We start from the raw sequence: 20,039 nt of genomic DNA, 5'->3' as shown, positions 1-20,039 counted from the left end.
GCTGAGCAAGAAGGTCCCGCCCTGTGCGGAACTTGACGGAGCGACGCCCTTGCTTCCCACCAAGGGCGCGCATAGGGACGCGGACGCTATCCCGCACCAACTGGCCATCAGCGTCCCGCGACTGCCTCGCGCGACGGCCTCGCCTCCACGTCAGCCACCGGGACGCGGTGTACGGCATCCCGGCCCACAGCGTCGGCCCATACTTCCGGGAAATGGTGCCGATGGGGGATGTCCGGGAGCCAGCTTGGTCGGAGGACTGCCGGGAGACCGCTAAGCAGTCAGAATCCGGCAGGTCCGCAGCTGGCAGGCGCCCTCTGTCAGTGGAGGCCAGTAACGTCAGCTCACGTCATTCGTGTGCCGTGCTGGCAGCAGGGGTGCTGGGCACACCGGAGAAGGGGAGCGGGTGTGGCAGAGGTCGTTGCTGACAAGAAGCCGTGGAATGCGGTGGACGGCCCGTCCCTGGTGCGGTCGGCTGCCGCGTTGCAGCTAATCCCCGAAAACGTTCCCTGCCTGGTCCGGTTGCAGCGGCTCGCGGCTGTCGGCGCCTGTCTGCCAAGCCGTCCTGAGGCTCCACGCCTGTCACCGAGCAGGCTTCGGTCACTGTTGAAGGATCCTGTGATCAGCAGCCCGGCGGTCCGGTCCCAGGAAGATCCCTACAACGACCTGTACACGGCAGAAGTCCCGTTCCATGGTGGGCCTTACCTGCTCGCTCAGGGCCTGACAGAAAGATCGGCATACACGCTCAGCCTGATCCTGCGAAGCATCTTCGGAGCACAGGGCGAGGCGCTACCGTCCGCCTACCGGAGCGAGGCACGCCAACTGGTCCAGGTAGTGCTGCGCCTGAGCCACTCGATGCTTCTCCGCGCCGGGCTCGCTCGTGGTGTCATCTCGCCCGCAGCGACCAGGGAGGAGGTCTTCGTACCGGGAGAGCGGCAACTGAGCGCACTACGCGAGGCCGTCACCTTCGACGAGGCCGCCTTGTCCGCGATCGCGCCACCGCAGGCGTTGCAGGCCCTGGATAGCCTCAGTGCGCGGCCGGGCGCGCACGTTCTCACAACGGAACTCGGTCCTGACGACGGGATGATCCTCACCCCGCTGCTGGCCACTGGCCCCACCGTGATCATCGCGAATCCGGGGGAGCTGGCCACAGCCCTGCGCCACCATCTCCTCATCGTCGCCGCAGGTCATGACTGCTGCCCGCAGTTGGCCCGGCTCGTACGTGAATGCGTCTTCCAAGAAGCCACTGAGATCCTGATGGGCTGCGGAGCCACGCCGCTGCGACCGGCAGCACCGGTCGCTGAAGATCCTAAGATCAGCCGTCGCCAGTTCACGTTCGCCGACGACAAGCTCCTCGACCTGGCGGTCATGACCGATGATCTCTCCGACTACGACGCCCAGGATCCCTTCGGATACTGGGACGCGGCTGGACTTGTGCAGCGGCTGCACGAGCTGCTCGACACGCCCGTGGATGCCCTGCAGGATGATGCGCAGTGCCTGCGGCTCGTCATCAACCAAGGCCTGGGCCGATCTTCGGTCTTTGGTCTTCGAAAGTCGTCACGTGTGGGTCCTCGTCTCGTCACCACCGTTGACGACCTCCGTGTCATGGCGGAACTGGATGGCACGGACCCGCTGTTCCTGTGGCGCTTCGCCCAGGCGGACGAGAAACTGCACGCTGACGCCATGGTGCAATCCTTCAGCATCCTCGACAACTACGGCTTGTACCGCGACCACGAGTACAGCTACTACCTGTCGGACGAGGGCAGGCCGAACGCCGTCATGGTCAACTCCGACTTCAGCCAGGCATTGCGAGCCGAGGCCCACCGGCGTTGTGACCACCGTGTGGTGGCCAGCCCTCACCGCCCGGCCCTCGTCCCGGTTGTCGCCCTCTACGGCGTGGACACCGCTCCGATCTACCGCACGCACCCCAGCGTTCCGGAAGACGAACTGCTTGTGGAGGCCGCCGGCCTTCACGTCTGGGTGGAGCCCGGCCGGGACAGGGCCGAGGGGCTGGAACCCTTCCAGGACATGGTTGTTGAAGCCGTCGCCTACTGGGTCTGGCAGTTCTCGCTCGTGGCGCCAGACGGGCTGCGCGCACTGGCCGATGACCTGGGGCGTGTGCGGATTACGGTGTCCTTCGACGCCCCGGATGCCTGGCAGAGGGCTCTGGCAGGGCAGGACACCCGGCCTGGGGAAGAGGTGTCGTGGATCGCATGGCAGGCGAGCAGTGCAGGGCTCATTCACCTTGAGCTGCTGGCCGCGGGCGCACCGTCCTTGCTACTGGAGGACAACAGCGCCGATCGCATGATCGTTCAGGCCCTGGCCGAGGCCGCCGCGCGCGAGGACGACTGCCTCGAGGCTGGCGTCCTCGTCGAACGAATTGCTCCTTACGGTCACAAGAAGATGCTGCACGCGCAGGCCCATCCGCTGCTACTGCGCCCTGGCCCGCTGCCCGCAGCCCGCCTCGTGCAGCCGGCGGTCTCCGCAGTCGTCTTGGACGAGCTGGGCGGATGGCTCGCGGCTGAGGGCATCGCCAAGGGAAGCGTCCCGGACGGCAAGCGCCTTGAGGTCCTCAACAAGACAGTCCAGCACTACTTCCAGCGCATTCAGGACGTGATCGCCAACCTGGCCCCCGAGGGACTGATGAGCCAGCTCATGGCACGGCACGAGGCACTCATCCGTGCGGAGGCTCACGACGACAAGGTGCTGCCGTCCAGACTCGCCTGCTTCGGAACATCCAGTCGGCCCGCCACACAACTCGCCAAAGACAGCAGACAACGAGTGGCCTCTGCTCAGGCAAGCCGATTCCTCATCGAGTATTCGGCTGCTACCCCGCCCTCAGGGGACCAGCCCCTGACTTTGGACACCTACGACACACTCTTGGCGATCGCCGCCGAACTCATCTCCCGAGCCACGCTCTCCGATGCCATCCGGCACGAATTCTCCACCGCGCAGCTGTCCCTGCTGGAATCGGGCCGACTCGGCGTCTCTCGCGGCGACCGCTACGAAACGGGAACCGATGCCCTGGCATTGGCCCGAGCCCACGCAGCCATGGCGGGAGCGGACCACGACCCTCTCACCACGGTGCCGCGCAAGGCCACAGCGCCTTCTGCGAAGGTCGAGGAAGCCATGATCGCCGAGTTCGGGTTCACCCTGACCGAACTCGCTCACGGCATCGGCGAGATCATCGCTCTGGGCGATGACACTTGTGAGAACGAACCGTTTGCTGTGCCTGTCGCCCGTGTCCAACAACACCTGCGCTCCGTCCTCGGATGGGCCGACGATAGAGCTCACGCCTTCCTCGACCGTCTCAGCCTGCGCCCACGCGCCAAGTTTCTGTCCGTAGGCGCCGCCGCATGGCCCTGGCGGTATAACCGTGAGTGGTCCTACGCGAGGCGTCCTCTGGTCCGCTGGGCCAGCGCGGACGGCGACATGTTGACCTGGGGGCCCAGGCACGTATGGAACACCGGTTCCTACTGGGTCGACCTGGTGTATTCAGGCAGGCTCAAGGCCACCTCAGCGACGATGAAGAAGCTCATGGGGTCCATCCGGCAGGACCACAACAAGGAGTTCGAGGAGGAAGCCGAAAGGGCCCTGGCCATCGCGGGCTGTCCGATCACGGCCCACAGCGTGAGCAAGATCGCAGGTCGCCGTCTCATGTCCCCCCAGGGAGATGACCTCGGTGACATCGACGCCATGGGCATCAACCCTCAACTGAGGATGATTTTCATCGTAGAAGCCAAGGACTTCGAGATGGCCCGGAACCCCTCTGAGCTCGCCAACGAAGCCGACGCGCTATTGCGCGGAGACAAATGCGCCGCATTCAAGATCGCAAGACGAGCCCAATGGATCCGCACCCACCTGGCCCCCACTTTGAAGCAGTTCGCCAACAGCGCCGATACCCGCGGCTGGACCGTCGCCCCCGTTGTGGTCACCAGCCGTGACCTCATGACCTCACGCGTCCTTACATCGGACGTACCTGTCATGACCCCCCACCAGCTGACGGCATGGGTCGCAGCACAGACCAGCCACGGCAAGGGAACCGGGCGCCGCGGCCGCTAGTACTCCAGCAGGATCTCGCTTTCTGGCCTGTCAGCGGCAGGCAACACTGTCCGGGGTGGGTGTCCAACTGTCCGAGCAGTCCGCAGGAATGCCAACGATCGGCCTGTGCCTTGTGGACGGGTGCTCGATTGGCCCCGTCGTGCACCCTTTGAAGTCCACCAAGGCCCGGAGTTCATCGAGAGCAGACGTGTTGTTAGCGGCTGTGCGTAATCTGATGTTACGGATCGGCTTCGACGCAGGGGGCGTTGCGTGGCGTTGGATGGTGGGCGGGTTGCTGCTCGGGGGTTCCAGTACCAGTACCTGCGCACAGTGGAGGCGCTTCTGGCCAGCATTCGAGACGCGGAGGTTACGGCCTGCCGTATTGAAGGCCCCGGGGACACGGTGTCGTTGCAGCATGTGGATGCGGTCGACTTTGACCTGGTCGATGCTGCCGGTCGTTCGTTGATGGCGGTGCAGGTCAAGAGTGCTGGCTCAGCGCGCGTGGTCCGGGCACGGGAGGCCGTCTCGGTGCTGGTGCATCTGGTCACCGGGTTCGAAGCCCGGGAGTACCGATTGATCACGTCAGCTGTTCCGGACGAAGGCTGCCTGCGGCTCGCCGAGTTGCTTCGGTGCCACGGTGATGACGTCGCAGTGCTGCAGGAGGAAATCAAGAAGTTGCTGACACGGGCTCCGGCAGCGTGGGGTCTGTGCGAGGCGCTCTCGGCACAGCAATGGCAGCGTCTGGGGCAAGCCGGGATCGAGTTCGACGGGCGAGGTGAAGCGCAGCTGCGTGAGGATCTCAGCAGCGCGTTGCGCCGGCAGCGGGAGCAGGCGGGCTGTGGGCTCTCGCACCGGTCCGGTGGCCTGGTGTTGGGGTATCTGGTGGCGGAGGTCATGCGTCGGGCGGTGGACCCTGCCCTGGCCTGCTGGGATGTAGAGGACTTCCGGCGGTGCGTGCTGGTGGGCGATGGGGAGTTGCTCGCGGCTGTGGGGCGACAGGATTTTGGCCTCATCTACGGGCAGATGCCGGTGGTGCCTGATGTAGAGCGGTCGGATCTGGTGGACCGTATCCGTGTCGTCCTCGGCGCGCCTGACGTCGGCGGTGAGAATGCGGCGATTTGCGTCATCACGGGCCTATCGGGGCTGGGCAAGTCCAGCCTGGCAGCGGCGCATATCGCTGATCAGGCATTCCGCTACGACGCGATCTACTGGGTGGACGCGGAGACCGAGGAATCGTTGATCGCGTCGTTTGCCCGCGTCCTGGCGCACTTGACCGGCTCCGGTGAACCGGCCGAGGTGACGGATCCGCAGTTGTTGCGGGAGCGTGTGCACGCCCAGTTGCAGTCTCTGCCAGGCCCGTGGCTGATGGTGTTCGACGACGCCAACGCGCGCACTGCTGCGCCGTGGCTGCCGCGCCGTGGACGAGGCCGGGTCATCGTGACGTCTCTGGGCGGGAACTGGCGCAGTGTGCAGGGGCGTATTGAACTGAGCCCGATGAGCAGTGGTGAAGCGATGCAACTGCTGCGGCTGCGGTTGGGATTGAGCGAGCAGGAAGCTACGGAGTACGAGGCGCCGTTGGTGCAGCTCGCGCAGACGCTGGAGCACTGGCCGTTGGCGATTGAAGTCGCCTGTGGCTATCTGGTCAGCTGCGAAATCGGTGTGAGCCGACTCGCCGCCTACGTGGATACGTTGCTTATGCGCGCTGCGGACGATGAGGATTCGGTGCCGACCGGTTATCCCCGAACCCTGGCGGCCGCCGTCGCATTGAGCGTTGAGCGCCTGGTAAGTGGGGCACGGGCCAGGAACCTTCTACGGGAGACGCTGAACACCTTGGCTGCCTTGTGCTGGCTTGGCCCGCGCCGGGTACCGGTTCATCTAGCCCTGGCGGGAACGTTCATTGCACCAGAGGAGCTGCCGCCAGCACCGGGATGGGCAGTGTTCGACGAGACTCATATCCCAGTCAGGGAAGTGATCCGCGAGCTGCTCAACGTCTCCCTCGTGCGGTACGACGAGCCGCTGCCGGCACGCGTGGAAGCGTTTCCCGGTAGCGAGGACACCCTGTCGATGAACGCGGTGCTGCAGGTGATCCTGGCGCAGCGCCTGCGGCTGTCCGAAACCGCCTCTGACGGTTTGCCGCTAGTGGCAAGTCACACCGACCGCTGGCTTCGCGGGGCCATGCATACCGGACAAGCGGAGCGTGCCTGGGAACTGGCCCAGCACGCGGCAGCGCTGGTCCGGCACATTGAGGCAGCTGAGGTAGCGGATTTGTACACGTCGCTACTCATGGGCAACCTCGCCGCCTTCCATCACGCCCACGGTCAATACGATGCTGCGCAGAGGCTGCTGGAGCTGGAGTTGGAGTGGCTTCGTCGGGCTGGTGACCCGGATAAGAGCTTGGCGGCCCAGGCGCACACTGTTCTGGCGCGCCTCGCTCAGCTACGTCAGCACACCGATACCGCTGAAAAGCTCACTGCCCATCTGCGCCCTGTACTTGGCTACCTCCAGCAGCTTCCTGACCCTTTGGGCCCAGCAGTCGCCGACCTCGCCACCGAGGCGTTGCTGATGCTGCAGACCCAGATACGTATTGCCTCGGACGACGGTCTAGCCAAGGTGCTGAAGGGCTTCCGCGCAGTGGCTCGTAGGTTGCCGCCCACCGAGGCATCGCAGGCGGTCAAGGATCTCACCAACATCCAAGACCTGCTGAGTAGCGGTGCTGCTGACCGTGCCGAGCAGGCCATCACTGCCGCGCTGGCTCAGAGCCCCAACCCCTGGGCAGCTACCACGGCGGACTTGAAGCGTCTGCTCGTTGAGGCTTTTGTCATGCAGGACAGGTGGGAGGAAGCGAATGCCGCGCTTGCTGATTTCCTGCCTTACGCAGGTTCTCGGACCTTGTACGGGTTCGCCGTCCACCATCTCGTGCATAACGTTGGTTGCCAGTGTGCCTGGAAATGGGTAGTGACGGGTGAGCAGCAGGCGGTCGAACTGCTCGGTCGCCTCTGGGAAGAGACCGGCATCCGTGAAAATCCGGCACTCCAGACAGCTACCGATCATGCACGGTTCCTACTGCTTCAGGTGGTGCACGGCGGCTGGCGGTCCATGAAAGGGGATGCACAGGGCAGAGGGGTCGTGGAGCTGATGGGCCAGCTCCACGACAAGACCTTCACGGATCCGCATGATCCCAGCAGTGTGTGGGAGCGCATTTACGGCGGCCTGATGTCACGGATGTCAGCAGTTCTCGGAGATACGGTAGAGCGCAACTATCAGGCAGAAATGGAAGCCATGATGCCTGCCGATGGCGGTCTCCTCTTGGAGGAGCCCATCCTGGCAGCTACGTACGCAGCAGCTACTTGCCATGCGGTGCTGGCCTTGTCAACCGATCCTGTCTACGGAGTCCTCGACGGGACCTCGAACATTGATGTGTTGTTGCCAGAAGCGCGTCAGTGGCTTCCGAAAACAAGACCACTGGTGATTCTGCAGCCGAACGCAATGCTTGCCGCCACGTCACCCGAGACTGGCAAGTCGGTCGAGTTGCAGATTCAGCGGGCCTGCACCAAGGGGATGCGACGCCTAATTGGGCCGATACCCACGGTGCCTTCGGCCGAGCAGTTGACCCTCACCTTGAACAGTCAGGGTGTGATACTTGGGCACGCGGACGGCACGGTCCTAGCTCGCGCATTCGTGCAGGCATCGGGGCCCTGGCGTAAGGCAGCACATGCCGGCCGCGCCGCGATGGTCTATTTCGGCTACGGATTCGAAATCCATGATCGCACCGAGCACCAGCGCATTATGGCTTCGCCTGCCGAAGCAGCCCAACTATTCCACGCAGCAAGGGACCAGGGCTTGCTCGCCGGAGCGCTCGTGTCTGTGCGTGTGAAGCCGTTCTCTCGCAAACCGGACACGCAGCAACGGGGCCCAGAAGCTGCACGCAATCAGCCCCGAACGACGACTCGACGCGGGCGGAAGAAGGGGCGCCGGTGACGCGAGCCCTGTCACGGTCCGTCGGTGGGCGCCCTCGGGGTGTTGGAGAGGGCCACTTTGTCATCATGCGGTGAGCCGGTACCGCTGACCGATCGCCTTTCGGGCCTTCTCGACCGCGCCCTTGACGCGGTGCACGTACCGACGGAGCGTGAAGGCCGGATCCTCGTGGCCGAGAAGGTCGGCGAGGGTATAGACATCAACACCCTCGTTGATCGCCTCGGAGGCGAAGAGGTGCCGCAGTGCGTGCATCATCTTGTCGCGGCACTCCTCCCACTTGCGGCCCTTGCCAACGGGCTTGTCGTTGAGGGCCTTTATCGTGCCGATCGCCTCCAGGGCGTCCTTCCAGAGGTAGTTGAAGTAGTTCTTGTTCAGCGGCTTGTGCTCCCGCGTGGTGAACACCAGGCGCACGGTCACCGGCTCACCGTCCTTGGTCATCCAAGGCAAGGTGACCTCGACCGGCGGGTGCTTGCGCATGTGCTCGGAAAGCAGTGCGGCCAGCGCATCTCCGACCGGTACGAAGCGGTCCTTGGGATCGTCATCCGTGCCGCCCTTCGGCGGAGCGAAGACCAGCGTGCCGCGGTCGTGGGTGATCTGGCGGCGGATGAGGACGACCTTGTCCTTCTGCAGCCAGTTGACGTCCTCGGGGCTGAAGCCGAAGATCTCGCCCTGCCGCATGCCGAGCCCCCGGCCGCAGTCGACCGTGGCTTGGTAGCGGTCGGGCAGGTGCTGGCGCACTGCGTCTGTCTGTTCCCAGGACAGCGGCACGTCCTTCGCCGCCTTCTTTGACCGCCTCGGCTTCACGCGCTTCACCGACCCTGTCTCGCAGGGGTTCTTGGCGATCAGGTCGTCGTCCACGGCCATGGCCAATATCGACGCCAGGTGCGTGAAGGCCAGCCCGACCGTCGTCTCGTCCAGCACCTGCAGCCGTCGCTTGATCCAGGTCTGCACGGTGGACGCCTTGATCTGGCGCAGCTTGAGCGAACCCAGCGGCCCGACGATGTGGTTCCGGACGCGGGACTCGTACTGGGCGTAGGTCCGAGGGTTGTCGAAGGTCTGGTTCTCCAGCCGTTGATCGGCCACTGCCTTGAGCTGGGCCTCGCCCTTCCTCGGGTCGATGTACGTGCCGTCGTCGACGCTGCCCTGCATCTTGGTGAGGTGCTGCCGGGCGTCCTCGTACCGGTCGAAGCTCTCGCTCTGCTGTTGCCCGTCGGGATCGCGCCACCGGGCCAACCACCGCTTGCCGCGACTGTGTTCGCGGGACGGAACCTTGTTGTGGGTTGTGCACTTCTCGTCGCCGGCCTGCGGCCGCTTCTTGTGCCAGCGGTCGTACGGCTCAGCCACGCGGCGCCGCCAAGCAGTCCGCGAGCAGAGCGCTCGGCGAGATGCCGAGTGCGGCGGCGATGGTGACGAGGTCATCGACGTCGCAACGGCGGCGAGCGCGCTCGGTGCGACTGAGGGTGGTGTTGGTCATGGGGCGGCCGAGGGCGATGCAGCGCTCGGCGACGTCATGCTGGGAGAGCCCGCACAGCAGACGCAGGCGCTCGATATTGCACGCTGCCTGAATTCCGGCGGGGCCTATTTCAATGGGTCGGGTTGCCATGACAGATAGCTGTAACTCGCATTCGGCGGCCATGGCAAGGGGTTACTCAAGAACTCGTGAAAACTCGGCGGCGTTAGAGATTTCGGCGGTTCGGTGAAGCCGGATTCTCGTGCTATGGTCCCGCGCCGCTGTTCCCTGGGAGTGCTGCGGGCGGTTGCTGACCTGGGCGGTGACGGTTTCGTTCCGCAGGGTGGGGCTGAAGCGGGCGGCTGGGGTGCTCCGGCGGGAAAGCGGACAGATCCCCTTGGATTTCGGACTGATTTCGGCAACCGGGGATTCGGGTCTACGGTTTTGGTCCCACTCCGCGACAGGCCGTTTGGGGCGGCCGTGGAATTTCCGCACAATGCCGCTGGACGCCGCCGGTAAACCTGTGGCTGTCTTGTCCACCCCACCACTTCCGTGAAGGAGCCCCTATGCCCCGAACCCCTCTCCCCGCAGCCGCCGACGGTGCGGGTCCTGTCCCGCTGGCTACGCCGGAGGAGGTCGCGATCTACCTGGGCGTGCCGGTGAAGACGCTCTATCAGTGGCGTCATCGCCGTACCGGTCCGACCGTGCACAAGGTCGGTCGGCATCTGCGTTACCGGTGGCGGGAGGTGGACACGTGGTTGGACGCGCAGACCTCGTACGACCTCACGGTCTGACTCCGCACCTGGCGGGGACAACGAAGCGGCCCCCGGCGAGCCACCGCCGAGGGCCGAGGATTCCCCAACTGATCGCCCAAATCTGAAGGAACGAACGGGTGAGGGTGGGTCTTGCCGGACCTGCCCTCACCGGAGAGGAACGTCTATGGAGGACTCTACGTCCGCCGCTGCCGCCGACGCATCCCACCGGGCAGTCTGGCCCACGGCCGCCGTCCCCGGTGAGGGAATTCCCTGGCTCCTTGGGGGCCACGGGGACGCACGGACTACGGAAGCCGTCCCCGGCCAGATGGCCATTGCTGTCGACGGGGACCAGCACGGTCCCCGAAGCGAAACCGACGTGAGGGGACGGGAAGTCGGGGACCGGACATCCTCAGCCGCGGTTGGGGACCGGTCCCCAACCGATAACCGGGTCCCCGCGCTCGCTGCTGATCTGCAGGTCAGCGCGGCGGGGACCGAACTTGAGGACGGTGGCGGGGACGTACCGCCAGCGTTTGGGGACGGGGGTTCCGGTCCCCAACGGTCTCTGGGGACCGGCCAAGCGATGGGGACCGATGGTCCGTCGAGGACGGGGACGGGGACGGGGACGGGGGCGGGGACCGGGTCCGAGACGGGCGGCACCGCTGATTCCAGTGGCGCTTCGGGGACCGGGGACGAAGGGGGTGCGCTGACCGACGAAGGGGGTGCGCTGACCGGTGAGGGAGCGGCGCTCCTGGATGAGTTGCGGACGACGATCGGCAAGTACGTGGTGCTGCCGAACGAGGAGGCGCTGACCGCGGTCACCCTGTGGGTGGCGGCCACGCATATCCAGACCGCCCTGCAGCACGCGCCCCGTCTGGCGGTGATGAGCCCGACCAAGGGCTGCGGCAAGTCCCGTGTTCTGGACGTGCTCTACGAGACCGTCCACGACCCGATGATGACGGTGAACACCTCTCCTGCGGTCATCTTCCGCACCATCGGCAAGATCCCGCCCACCTTGCTGGTCGACGAGGCGGACACCATCTTCAGCCCCAAGGCCAGCGGCGACAGTGAGATTCTGCGCGGCCTGCTGAACGCCGGCCACCAGCGCAACCGGCCCGCCTGGCGGATCTCTGGCCCGGAACACAAGCCCACCCCGTTCCCCACCTTCGCGATGGCCGCGATCGCGGGGATCGGCGACCTGCCGGACACGATCACAGACCGGTCGGTCGTGCTGCGGATGCAGAAGCGCAAGCCCGGCGAGAAGGTCGCCCCGTTCCGCACGCGGTACGCGGCGCCTGAACTCAACGCGCTGCGCGACCGGCTGGCCGCTTGGCTGGGGCCGCTGCGTGGCACGGCTGCTCGCATGGTTCCGCAGATGCCGGTGGAGGACCGAGCAGCGGACACCTGGGAGCCGCTGGTCATCATCGCCGACCTGGCCGGCGAGCACTGGCCCGCCCAGGCACGTGCCGCCTGCCTCACCATGACCCGGCACGAGGCGGTCCAGGACGAGCAGACCAGCCTGAAGACACGGCTGTTGCGCGATATCCACCGCGTCTTCGAGCGGGCGAACAACCCCAAAGCCCTTTCCACCCAGGACCTGGTCGCCGCCCTGATCCAGGACGCGGACGCCCCGTGGGCGGAGCACGGCGCCAAGGGGCTGAACGCCTACCACCTGGGCAACCTGCTGCGGGACTTCGACATCCGCCCCGCCAACTACCGCTTCGACCAAGGCCGACAGGCCAAGGCATACCTGCGCAACCGATTCCTGGATGCCTGGGCCCGCCACTGCCCCGACCTCGCGGACACGGACGTCAAGCCCGAGCCCTCACCCGGCACGGCACCTGCCCGCCCGACGCAGGGCAAGCCGCCCTCCGCGCCGGCGGGCTCGCTGCCCGTCGGCCCGCCCGGCAGCCCCGCCGGGCCGAAGCGAACTCTCTGACCCCAGCCGCGTAACGCACTTGGGCCGTAATCCGTATTACTGCGTCGCAACCGTCCCCGCGCAGGTCAGCGCGGGGACGGACTCTCTCACCGGGACGGACGTATCCGTACCTGCCCGGCTGTCCGTACCTGTGCTGACCAGGCACGCGACGCATGCAACGGATGCGACACCGCACCAACCCCTGCCATGGGAGCACCACGATGCCCGACAACGACAGCAGCGACCTCCATCCCGCCCGCCGCAGGGGGTGGCTCGGCCTGGGCCGACGAACAGCAGCAAGCTGGAGCGTTCGAGCCCCTAACGGGGCTTCGTCCGCGCTTGCCCCCGCCCCTGGGGAGGCGGAGGAGGGGGTGACGGCCGGGCACCAGCGGGCGCCCGAGCCAGAGGAAGGGGTGACAGAACTCGATACCGAACCCGATGCCGATCCCGTCGCCAACGCCCCACACGACGAGCAGCCCGCGAACACCGCCGCCCCGCAGCTCGAGTCATCTGCCCAGACACTGTCGCCAGTTGAACAGCCCTCGTGGCGCGAGCCCGATGCCCCCGCGCTGCCCGCGAGGCTGAACCGGAAGCGCACGGGCGAGAAGCGTGATCAGGAGAAGAAGATCCGATTCACTCCGACCGCGGTCCGGATCATCGACGAGGCTGCCGAGCGGCGGCACTCGACGTTCGCCGGTTTCGTCGGCGATGCCGCCCTGGCGGTCGCGCTCGGCAAGGCGAGTATGGCCGGCAGCCCGGAAGACGATCCGATCCGCCCGCTCGTGGAGGCCGTCGAGGCGCACACCAGGGCGTTGAACCGGATCGGAATCAACCTCAACCAGATCACCATGGCCATCCACTCCGGCGCCATTCCCGAACGCGCCGAGACCGTGCTCGACCACATCGAGCTGGCCGCACAGGCCAGTTACCAGCTGATGGACCGGCTCCTGGCGGACGGAGCCCGGCATGGTGCCTGATGTCTCCACCGGCTCCGACACCCAAGGGCTGCTCGTCTACCTCTTCGGCCCCGGACGTCGGGACGAGCACACTGATGCGCACATCGTGGGGGCCTGGGACATGGCCGGAGCTCCCGACCCCGGCCGCGACCCCACGGTCACCTACGGCCAGCTGGCCAAGCGCCTTGACCACCATGTCGACCTGCGAACCCGCGAACTCGGTACGAGGCCGCCGAAGCACGTGTGGCACTGTCCGGTGCGTACCGCGCCAGGTGACCGCTACCTGACCGACACGGAGTGGGCTGAGGTCGCCCGCCGGGTTGTCGCGGCGACCGGAATCGCCCCGGTGGGCGATGACACTGCCTGCCGGTGGATCGCGGTGCGGCATGCGGACGACCACATCCACATCGTGGCCACCACCGTCCGTGCCGACGGTCGCCGCCCGCGTACGAACCGCGACGGGCAGCGTGCGCAGGCGGAATGCCGGAAGATCGAGGCAGAGTTCGGGCTGCGCCGTCTCAAGTCCGGTGACCTGACCGCCCCAAAGACCCCGACGGGGGCGGAACGCGCCAGGGTCGACCGCCAAGGCCAGGAGGTGACCGCCAGGGAGTGGTTGTGGGAACGCGCCTACACGGTCGCCGCCGCCGTCCACAGCATCGATGACTACTTCACCGTGCTCGCCTCACTCGGGATCCAGGTCAAGACCCGCATCGGCCCCGAGAGCGGCGAGGTCACCGGCTACAGCCTGGCTGCCCCTGGCGACAACATCTTCTTCGGCGGCTCCAAACTCGCCCCCGACCTGTCCTACAACCGCTTGACCGAACGCCTCCCCACTCAGGACGTGGCGGACAGGCCGAACGCGGTCGCGGACCCGGCCGAGCCGTGGCGTCGTACGGACTCCGCTGCACGTGAGGTTCTCACCGCGCTCGATTCGGGCGACGACGCCACCGCCCAGGGACAGCTGGATGCCTTCGCCGACACCCTGCACAACCTCGCACGGGCCACCCCAGGCCCGCACCAGGCCGGACTCCAAGCGGCAGCCAAGGCGTTCAACCGCGCCCGCCGCTCGGCGATCCGCGCCGACCATCAAGCCGCAACCGAACTCCGCCAAGCCGCCAGGGAACTCGCCTACGCACTCAACCTCCCCGGCGGCCTCGCCATCGCGCTCGTCTTCACCGCCCTGCACCTGGCACGCGCCGCTGCTCACTGGCACGCCCAGCGCGGCCACGAACAGCAAGCGGCAGCAGCCGAGGAAGCCTTCCGCCATATCCAGACCGGCTACCAGCAGGTCGCAGCACCCCATCTGGCCGGCCTCGCCCAGCGCGCACCACGCCCCCGGACCATCCAGCGCTTCGAGACCGCCGTACGCGAGGCCATGCCCGACCACGCCGACCGCATCCTCACCGACCCCGCCTGGCCCGCCCTGGCCACCACCCTCGCCCGCGCCGAAACTGGCGGTCATACACCCCGCGTCCTCCTCGCCGAGGTGGCCGCCAGCCGGGAACTCGACACCGCCGAACGCCCAGCCGAGGTCCTCAACTGGCGCATCACCACGCAACCCAACAAACGAGCGAGGGCAGCGCGGCAGCCTAGCCCTGTCTTGGGTGCGGCAACGGCACCTCCCGCCGTCCAGCCTTCGGCTCCGGTCGTGAGCCCGACGCACGAGGAACGTCGTCGGCACCGGTAGCTGCAAGCGCCACGGTGCCTGCGAGTCCCGAGGCCCCGGCAGATTCTGTGCCGTGCCTACGGGACTTCGCGCCCGGGCGAGGCCGTCGGCACAGGCGATGCCATGCCTCCGCTCAGCGGTCTCGCCCACGCTGTGACCTGAGTGAGGTGCTCAGATTGCAGACCCAGTTGGGCATCAGGCTGCACGAGGAGGGTGGGGGAGCCCGCAGCGGTGCGTCGCTCGGCCCACTCGTGGTCGAGCGCGGTGAAGTCGTCATCGATCCAGACCGCGGGTTCGTCGCCGAGCCACGCGTCGACGTAGTCGCGCTTCCAGAGGTAGCCGTTGGGATGAGGCGTCGTGATCTTGGGGTGCGGGAGATCGACGTACGCGAGGGTCGGGAGGCCGAGGAGCGGGCCGATCAGCGTGGTGGCGTCCCGGCGCCAGCTCGTGCACCAGACCGGGGCGAGCGGCACGCTCCGGAGCATGGTGGTGAGCATCGGCCCGTGCGCCGGGTTGAGCCAGACGGTGACTGGATCCTCCGGGGGCCGGCCGTCCGGCACGACCTCGTGGCAGACGTGCGTGGCAGGGACGCTGCCGTCGCCTTGAGGGAAAGGTATGAGGACACCGTCGATGTCCAGCAGCAGGTAGGGCACGTTCATGGGTGCCTCCGTAGGGTGTGGCGGTCGCAGCGTCAGAGCTTGCGGGCCGTGATCAGCGAGGTCGTGGGCCAGTGGCCGAGCCGGGCGTCGTGGAACTCGTGGGCGGCGGTGAGCCACAGGCCGGCGTCGGCAAGATGTCGCTGCCACTGCTCGGCGCTGAAGTCCCAGCGGGCAACGGGCAGTCGGGTGCGGTCGGGCAGAACGACGTAGTCCCGGCGGGGGCGGTCGCCTGTGGCCGTGCGGCGTCCTCCTCGCTGAGGGTGCGGGGTGGAAAAGGCGAGGGTGCGACCAGGCTTGAGGCGCTGAGCGATGGCGGGCAACAGCAGCTCAGGGGCTACGAGGCCGACGGCGCCGAACACGGAGTAGATGGCGTCGAACTGCTCGTCGCAGCCCTGCAGGTAGTGCAGTGCGTGACCGGCGACGAAGGTGAGGTTGCTCAGCCTTCCGTAGTGCGAGCGTGCTCGGCGGATCTGGAGTCCTACGAGGTCCAGACCGGTGACGCGGGCACCGTGCCGGGTGGCGAGGTGGGCTGCGTTGTGGCCGGGGCCGCAGCCGAGCTCCAACACCCGCTTGCCGCTTAGGTCGTGGCCGAGAATCTCAGCGCCTGGACCGCGTCCTGGTCTCGTCGACCACTCCATCCGCGCCGGTACGGCCAGCGGCTCGGCAGGACCGCTCGCGGTGCGCTGGAGGGCGTGGGCGTACCAGGGTGATGCCTGGGCGGTGGGCACCTAGACCTCCAGGAGTTGGAGGACGTCGGTGAGGTGGCGGCGTACGACCTTGATGTACGTGGGGTCGGTGGCCGGGTCGTTGATCCAGCGGATCGACTGCTCCATGAACCACTCGACCGCCCACATGCGGTGCCACCCGAGCGCCCACTGCTCAGCGGGCAGGCCGCCGCGCTCGGCGAGGGCTTCAGGGGTACCACCGGCGGCGACGTACTGGTCAAGGAAGGCCCGCATCCGTACCGGGTCCGGGGTCTCGAGGGTGCCGTGCCAGCTGGCGAGGTCGAGCAGGCCGGGTCCGGTGAAAGCACGGGCGAAGTCGAGCAGACGCCAGCCGTGATCCCCGATGTGGAGGCTGGTGGGGTGGAACTCGGAGTGCACCCAGCCGAACGGGGCGAGCGTGGTGCCGGTGGCCCTGGGACCGGCGGCCTTCGCGATCTGATCGAGGGCACCTGCGATGTCGTCGGTGTCCGACCAGCGGTCGGCCGCGTAGAGCTCATCGAGGTGCAGGGCTGCACGCACGGGCAGGCCGCTCAGGCGCTCCTCATCGAGTAGCGACAGGGCTGGCGCGGTGCGGGTGCCGTGGAGGACCACGGCTGCAGCGACACCATCGAGGTCATCCGCCTCGCGGGCGGGGACACCGAGGTCTTCGACGAGCATGCCGAGGCAGCTGTCCAGGATCGCCGTCGCGCGCAGTTCGGGGACGGGGACGCCGAGGGTGTGGGCCAGGCGCAGGGCTTGGGCTTCGTCGTCGAAGGGCTGCTTGGCGTACTTGAAGATGGCGGTGGTCCGGTCGGGGAAGGTGACACGTTCGACGCCGGACATTGACCACACCCGCACTTCGGCACGCTCGGGTAGTGGCAACCCCTTGACCGCGCACAGGTGGGTCAGGAGTTCGGCGGTCAGCTTCTCGTCCATGGAGGGCTCCGTGGATTGGTGGCGTCCGGGGCGGGCGAGGTGGCCGGCCCGCCCCGGAGCCTGGTCGGGTGTTACGCGGTGGGGGCGCTCACGCGGTGGGCGTAGACCTGCTCGATCCATCCGGCCTTGAACTCGGCAAGGTCGTTACGGAAGTTGGCCATCGACGCACCGTAGGGCGCGACCACGCCGCCGGACTGGTCCGGCACGGACTGGCAGCCGTGCACGAGGCGTCCGCCGAGGGCGGCGTGGGCCTTGATGGACTCGATGCGGCGGTGCTCGTTGAACCAACCGCCGTGGTAGACCTCGTCGAGCATGCCGCCGGTCTCGTCGTCGAGGTCGAAGACGACGGAGGTGGCGGCGGGGAAGAACCAGCACGGGCCGACGTTCGAGATGTGCCCGTCCAGCTCGACCTTGTTCAGCGCCATCAGCGTGGCCGCCTCGCGCAGCATCCGCAGATGCTCGGCGGTGATCTGGGGCAGGCCGAGGCTGGCGAGGTGCTCGTCGCGGAACAGATACGCATACACCTCGTAGGCGGTGGACAGGACCTGGGCCGCGTCCGAGGTGGGCCCGGCGTTGGCCTTCACGAAGTCGAGGGCGAGCTGCTCGACCGCGCTCTCCGTGGTCTCAGCCACGTCCAGGAGCTGGGACTTGACCAGTTCCCAGTCGGCGACGAGCCACGTGTGGGACTCGAAGCGGAAGAAGTACTCGGCCGGATCGATGGTGATGCGCCGGCCTTCGACCTGAATGCCGGGCAGGCGGCTCCAGCGCTCGTCGAAGGGTGTGGGCAGCTCGATCGTGATGGCCGTGGCGGTTGCCGTGTCGATGGTGGTCACCGGGGTCTCCGTCTCTGATCGGCCGGGTTCGGGCACAGAAATGCCCGAACCCGGAGCGGGCGTACGGAACTTGGGTGCCGCCCGGCCAAGTGGGGAGCCTGGATTCACGGTCGGAGTTGGAACCGTTCCGGGCGGCTGATGATTAGTGAACCGCCGGTCACGCTCAGTGGGTACGGTGAAGGGCAGGCCAAGCGGTATACGCGGTTTACAGCCCCGGAGCGGAGGGATCGTGGCAGCGCCGAGAGAGCCCAACTCCCGTCTGCGCGAGACCATCGAGGCCGTCGGCTGCACCTTCGAAGCCCTCGCCAAGGACGTCCGCCGCGTCGCCGCGGAGAACGGCGAAATGCTGCAGACCAACAAGTCGGCCATCTCCCACTGGGTAAGCGGAGCCCGCCAGCCCACCGGGAGGACTGGCCAGTACCTTGCCGAAGCCCTCTCCCGCCGGTCGCACAGGAACATCACTCAGGTCGAGATCGGCCTGGCCACCCCGGAATCCGCGGCCGTTGAACCGGACCAGGATCCGGTCCTCGCCGCAACCGACCTCGGTCGCGCCGACGTCGAACGCCACCGCTTCCTCGCCATCGCCGCCTTCACCACCGCCGGCGTCGCTATGCCGCTCGCCTACGAGCATGAAGCCGCCGCCCGAATGCTCCGCGCCCGCACCGGCACGACCCTGGTGGGTGCGGAGGACGTGGGCGTCATACGGCAGATCACCGCAGCCTTCAGCGCTGCTGACGAACGCCTGGGCGGAGGTCACGGCCTGACCACCGTGACCGCCTACCTCGCCGACACAGCCGCTCCCATGCTCCGCGCCCGCTTCCCGACCGAAGTCTTACGCCGGGGCGCCTTCGGCGCGGTGGCCGAACTCGCCTACCTGGCAGGCTGGAAGCACCATGACCTCGGCCAGGAGGGCGCAGCCCAGCGCTACTACCAAGTCGGCTACCAGCTCGCCTGCGAGGCCGACCCGCACGGCCACGCCGCCTGGATGATGCGCGCCCTAGCCCACCAGGCCCTCAGCCTCAAGCAGCCCCACCATTGCATCGACCTCGCCGAAGCTGCGCTCGCCGGTGGCATCGGCCACATCGACGGCCAGACCGAGGCCCTGCTCCACATCACCCACGCCCGTGCCTACGCAGCCACCGGCGAGCGACCACACGCCGCCCGCGCCCTACTCGCCGCAGAAGACGCCCTGCTCCGCGAGGACGGCCCACAGCCCAGCTACTCCCGCGTAAGCGGCCCGGCCGCCGGCACTGTCGCCAGCCACACCGCCCGCACCCTGACCGACCTCGCCGACCATGTCGGCACCGAGCAGCAGCACCGCGATGCGCTCACCCGCTGGGACCCGGAGAAGTACAAGCGCGTCCACGCCCTCACGTACGCAGACCTCGGCGACAGCCTCGCTGCCCAGGCCCGGGCCGACGAGGCGGTGGCGGCCTGGTCCCAAGCCCTCTGGCTCATGGAGGGCATGACCTCCGACCGCACCCGCAAGGCCATCACGTCGCTCCGCTCGACCCTCGCGGTCTATCAGCGCCGCAGAGTGCCCGGAGCCACCGAACTCGCCCGCCGCGCACGCGAAGCACTCGCCTAACATGCCCAACAACCCGGCCGACGAAGGGACCACCGTGGCTCACCCGACAACCGACGCCCAGCAGCCAAAAGCCCTCAAGCCCGCCCTCGAATCCATGACCCTGCTGGTCGCCGCCGTCATCGTCCACGACAGGGCCACTGATCGCGTCGTCCTCCTCCAACGCAGCCAGAACGCCAAGTTCGCCCAGGGCATGTGGGACCTCCCGGTCGGCAAGAGCGAACCCGGCGAGCCGATCACTGAGACCGCTGTCCGCGAGCTGTACGAAGAGACCGGCCTCACGGTCAAACCCGAGGCCCTCAAGGTCGCCCACATCATCCACGGCGCTTGGGGTGTGGAGGCCCCGAACGGCTTTCTTACTGTCGTCTTCGCCGCTCACGAGTGGACCGGCGAGCCCGAGAATCGTGAACCGCGCAAGCACGCTCAGGTCCGTTGGGTAGCCGCCGACGCCATCCCCGACGAATTCGTGGACACCACCGCCAGCGCCCTCCGCCGGTACCTCACCGGTGGGCCAGAGGTCTCCCTCGACGGCTGGCTCCAGTGAATGCACGCTCCAGACCACGGGAT

14 protein-coding genes are annotated in these 20,039 nt (G+C 67.3%); 8 read left to right on the top strand and 6 right to left on the bottom strand.

What is annotated here, in order from left to right:
• Positions 1–405 precede the first annotated feature (405 nt).
• Together AB0I49_RS32610 and AB0I49_RS32605 are read left to right on the top strand one after the other, a co-directional pair.
• Positions 406–4,059 (top strand): hypothetical protein, encoded by a 3,654-nt coding sequence (locus tag AB0I49_RS32610; protein WP_363230778.1) that lies wholly within the window; start codon positions 406–408, stop codon positions 4,057–4,059.
• 249 nt (positions 4,060–4,308) lie between these two features.
• Positions 4,309–8,016 carry a hypothetical protein gene (locus AB0I49_RS32605; RefSeq protein ID WP_363230776.1) on the top strand — a complete coding sequence of 1,236 codons (3,708 nt, stop codon included), beginning with the start codon at positions 4,309–4,311 and terminating at the stop codon, positions 8,014–8,016.
• Positions 8,017–8,079: 63 nt separating this feature from the next.
• Here AB0I49_RS32605 and AB0I49_RS32600 read toward each other — a convergent pair whose 3' ends face one another.
• Positions 8,080–9,357 carry a tyrosine-type recombinase/integrase gene (locus tag AB0I49_RS32600; RefSeq protein ID WP_363230775.1) on the bottom strand — a complete coding sequence of 426 codons (1,278 nt, stop codon included), beginning with the start codon at positions 9,355–9,357 and terminating at the stop codon, positions 8,080–8,082.
• Positions 9,350–9,616 carry a helix-turn-helix transcriptional regulator gene (locus AB0I49_RS32595; RefSeq protein WP_363230811.1) on the bottom strand — a complete coding sequence of 89 codons (267 nt, stop codon included), beginning with the start codon at positions 9,614–9,616 and terminating at the stop codon, positions 9,350–9,352. Before AB0I49_RS32595 ends, AB0I49_RS32600 begins: the two co-directional genes overlap by 8 nt.
• A 413-nt stretch (positions 9,617–10,029) precedes the next feature.
• Here AB0I49_RS32595 and AB0I49_RS32590 point away from each other — a divergent pair, with 413 nt between their 5' ends.
• The 4 genes from AB0I49_RS32590 to AB0I49_RS32575 all read left to right on the top strand — a co-directional run bounded on the left by AB0I49_RS32590 (position 10,030) and on the right by AB0I49_RS32575 (position 14,776).
• Positions 10,030–10,257, top strand: coding sequence for a helix-turn-helix domain-containing protein (locus AB0I49_RS32590; protein ID WP_363230773.1), 228 nt, complete (start codon positions 10,030–10,032; stop codon positions 10,255–10,257).
• A 664-nt stretch (positions 10,258–10,921) separates the two neighbouring features.
• Positions 10,922–12,154: a DUF3631 domain-containing protein gene (locus tag AB0I49_RS32585; RefSeq protein WP_363230810.1), complete on the top strand. Its 1,233-nt coding sequence runs from the start codon at positions 10,922–10,924 to the stop codon at positions 12,152–12,154.
• A gap of 392 nt (positions 12,155–12,546) precedes the next feature.
• The gene (locus AB0I49_RS32580; RefSeq protein ID WP_363230772.1) at positions 12,547–13,110 is read left to right on the top strand and encodes a hypothetical protein; all 564 of its coding nucleotides are present in this window, start codon (positions 12,547–12,549) and stop codon (positions 13,108–13,110) included.
• Complete coding sequence (locus AB0I49_RS32575; RefSeq protein ID WP_363230771.1) at positions 13,100–14,776, top strand: mobilization protein; 1,677 nt, start codon at positions 13,100–13,102, stop codon at positions 14,774–14,776. Before AB0I49_RS32580 ends, AB0I49_RS32575 begins: the two co-directional genes overlap by 11 nt.
• A 56-nt stretch (positions 14,777–14,832) precedes the next feature.
• Here AB0I49_RS32575 and AB0I49_RS32570 read toward each other — a convergent pair whose 3' ends face one another.
• The 4 genes from AB0I49_RS32570 to AB0I49_RS32555 form a co-directional block, all read right to left on the bottom strand.
• Positions 14,833–15,414: an HAD domain-containing protein gene (locus AB0I49_RS32570; protein ID WP_363230770.1), complete on the bottom strand. Its 582-nt coding sequence runs from the start codon at positions 15,412–15,414 to the stop codon at positions 14,833–14,835.
• Between the two features lie 32 nt (positions 15,415–15,446).
• Positions 15,447–16,142 carry a class I SAM-dependent methyltransferase gene (locus AB0I49_RS32565; RefSeq protein WP_363230769.1) on the bottom strand — a complete coding sequence of 232 codons (696 nt, stop codon included), beginning with the start codon at positions 16,140–16,142 and terminating at the stop codon, positions 15,447–15,449.
• Positions 16,143–17,054, bottom strand: a complete 912-nt coding sequence (locus AB0I49_RS32560) for an aminoglycoside phosphotransferase family protein (RefSeq protein ID WP_363230767.1) — start codon at positions 17,052–17,054, stop codon at positions 16,143–16,145. It abuts the gene before it with no gap.
• 71 nt (positions 17,055–17,125) lie between these two features.
• Positions 17,126–17,887 carry a hypothetical protein gene (locus tag AB0I49_RS32555; protein ID WP_363230766.1) on the bottom strand — a complete coding sequence of 254 codons (762 nt, stop codon included), beginning with the start codon at positions 17,885–17,887 and terminating at the stop codon, positions 17,126–17,128.
• A 229-nt stretch (positions 17,888–18,116) separates the two neighbouring features.
• Between AB0I49_RS32555 and AB0I49_RS32550 the strand changes: the two genes are divergently transcribed.
• Positions 18,117–19,475 (top strand): tetratricopeptide repeat protein, encoded by a 1,359-nt coding sequence (locus AB0I49_RS32550; protein WP_363230765.1) that lies wholly within the window; start codon positions 18,117–18,119, stop codon positions 19,473–19,475.
• A 1-nt stretch (position 19,476) separates the two neighbouring features.
• On the top strand, positions 19,477–20,016 hold the full coding sequence (locus AB0I49_RS32545) for an NUDIX domain-containing protein (protein WP_363230764.1): 540 nt from the start codon (positions 19,477–19,479) through the stop codon (positions 20,014–20,016).
• The last annotated feature ends 23 nt before the right edge of the window (positions 20,017–20,039 follow it).

The sequence above is a fragment of the Streptomyces sp. NPDC050617 genome, from assembly GCF_040654795.1.
GTDB lineage: Bacteria > Actinomycetota > Actinomycetes > Streptomycetales > Streptomycetaceae > Streptomyces.
Note: the sequence above shows the minus strand (reverse complement) of the source record. Positions and strands in the feature narration are given on the sequence as shown.

Excerpts from the sequence above, each read along its gene's own strand:
- AB0I49_RS32545 (WP_363230764.1), top strand. The coding sequence starts at position 19,477 with ATGCCCAACAACCCGGCCGACGAAGGGACCACCGTGGCTCACCCGACA.
- AB0I49_RS32590 (WP_363230773.1), top strand. The coding sequence starts at position 10,030 with ATGCCCCGAACCCCTCTCCCCGCAGCCGCCGACGGTGCGGGTCCTGTC.
- AB0I49_RS32595 (WP_363230811.1), bottom strand. The coding sequence starts at position 9,616 with ATGGCAACCCGACCCATTGAAATAGGCCCCGCCGGAATTCAGGCAGCG.
- AB0I49_RS32575 (WP_363230771.1), top strand. The coding sequence starts at position 13,100 with ATGGTGCCTGATGTCTCCACCGGCTCCGACACCCAAGGGCTGCTCGTC.
- AB0I49_RS32560 (WP_363230767.1), bottom strand. The coding sequence starts at position 17,054 with ATGGACGAGAAGCTGACCGCCGAACTCCTGACCCACCTGTGCGCGGTC.
- AB0I49_RS32570 (WP_363230770.1), bottom strand. The coding sequence starts at position 15,414 with ATGAACGTGCCCTACCTGCTGCTGGACATCGACGGTGTCCTCATACCT.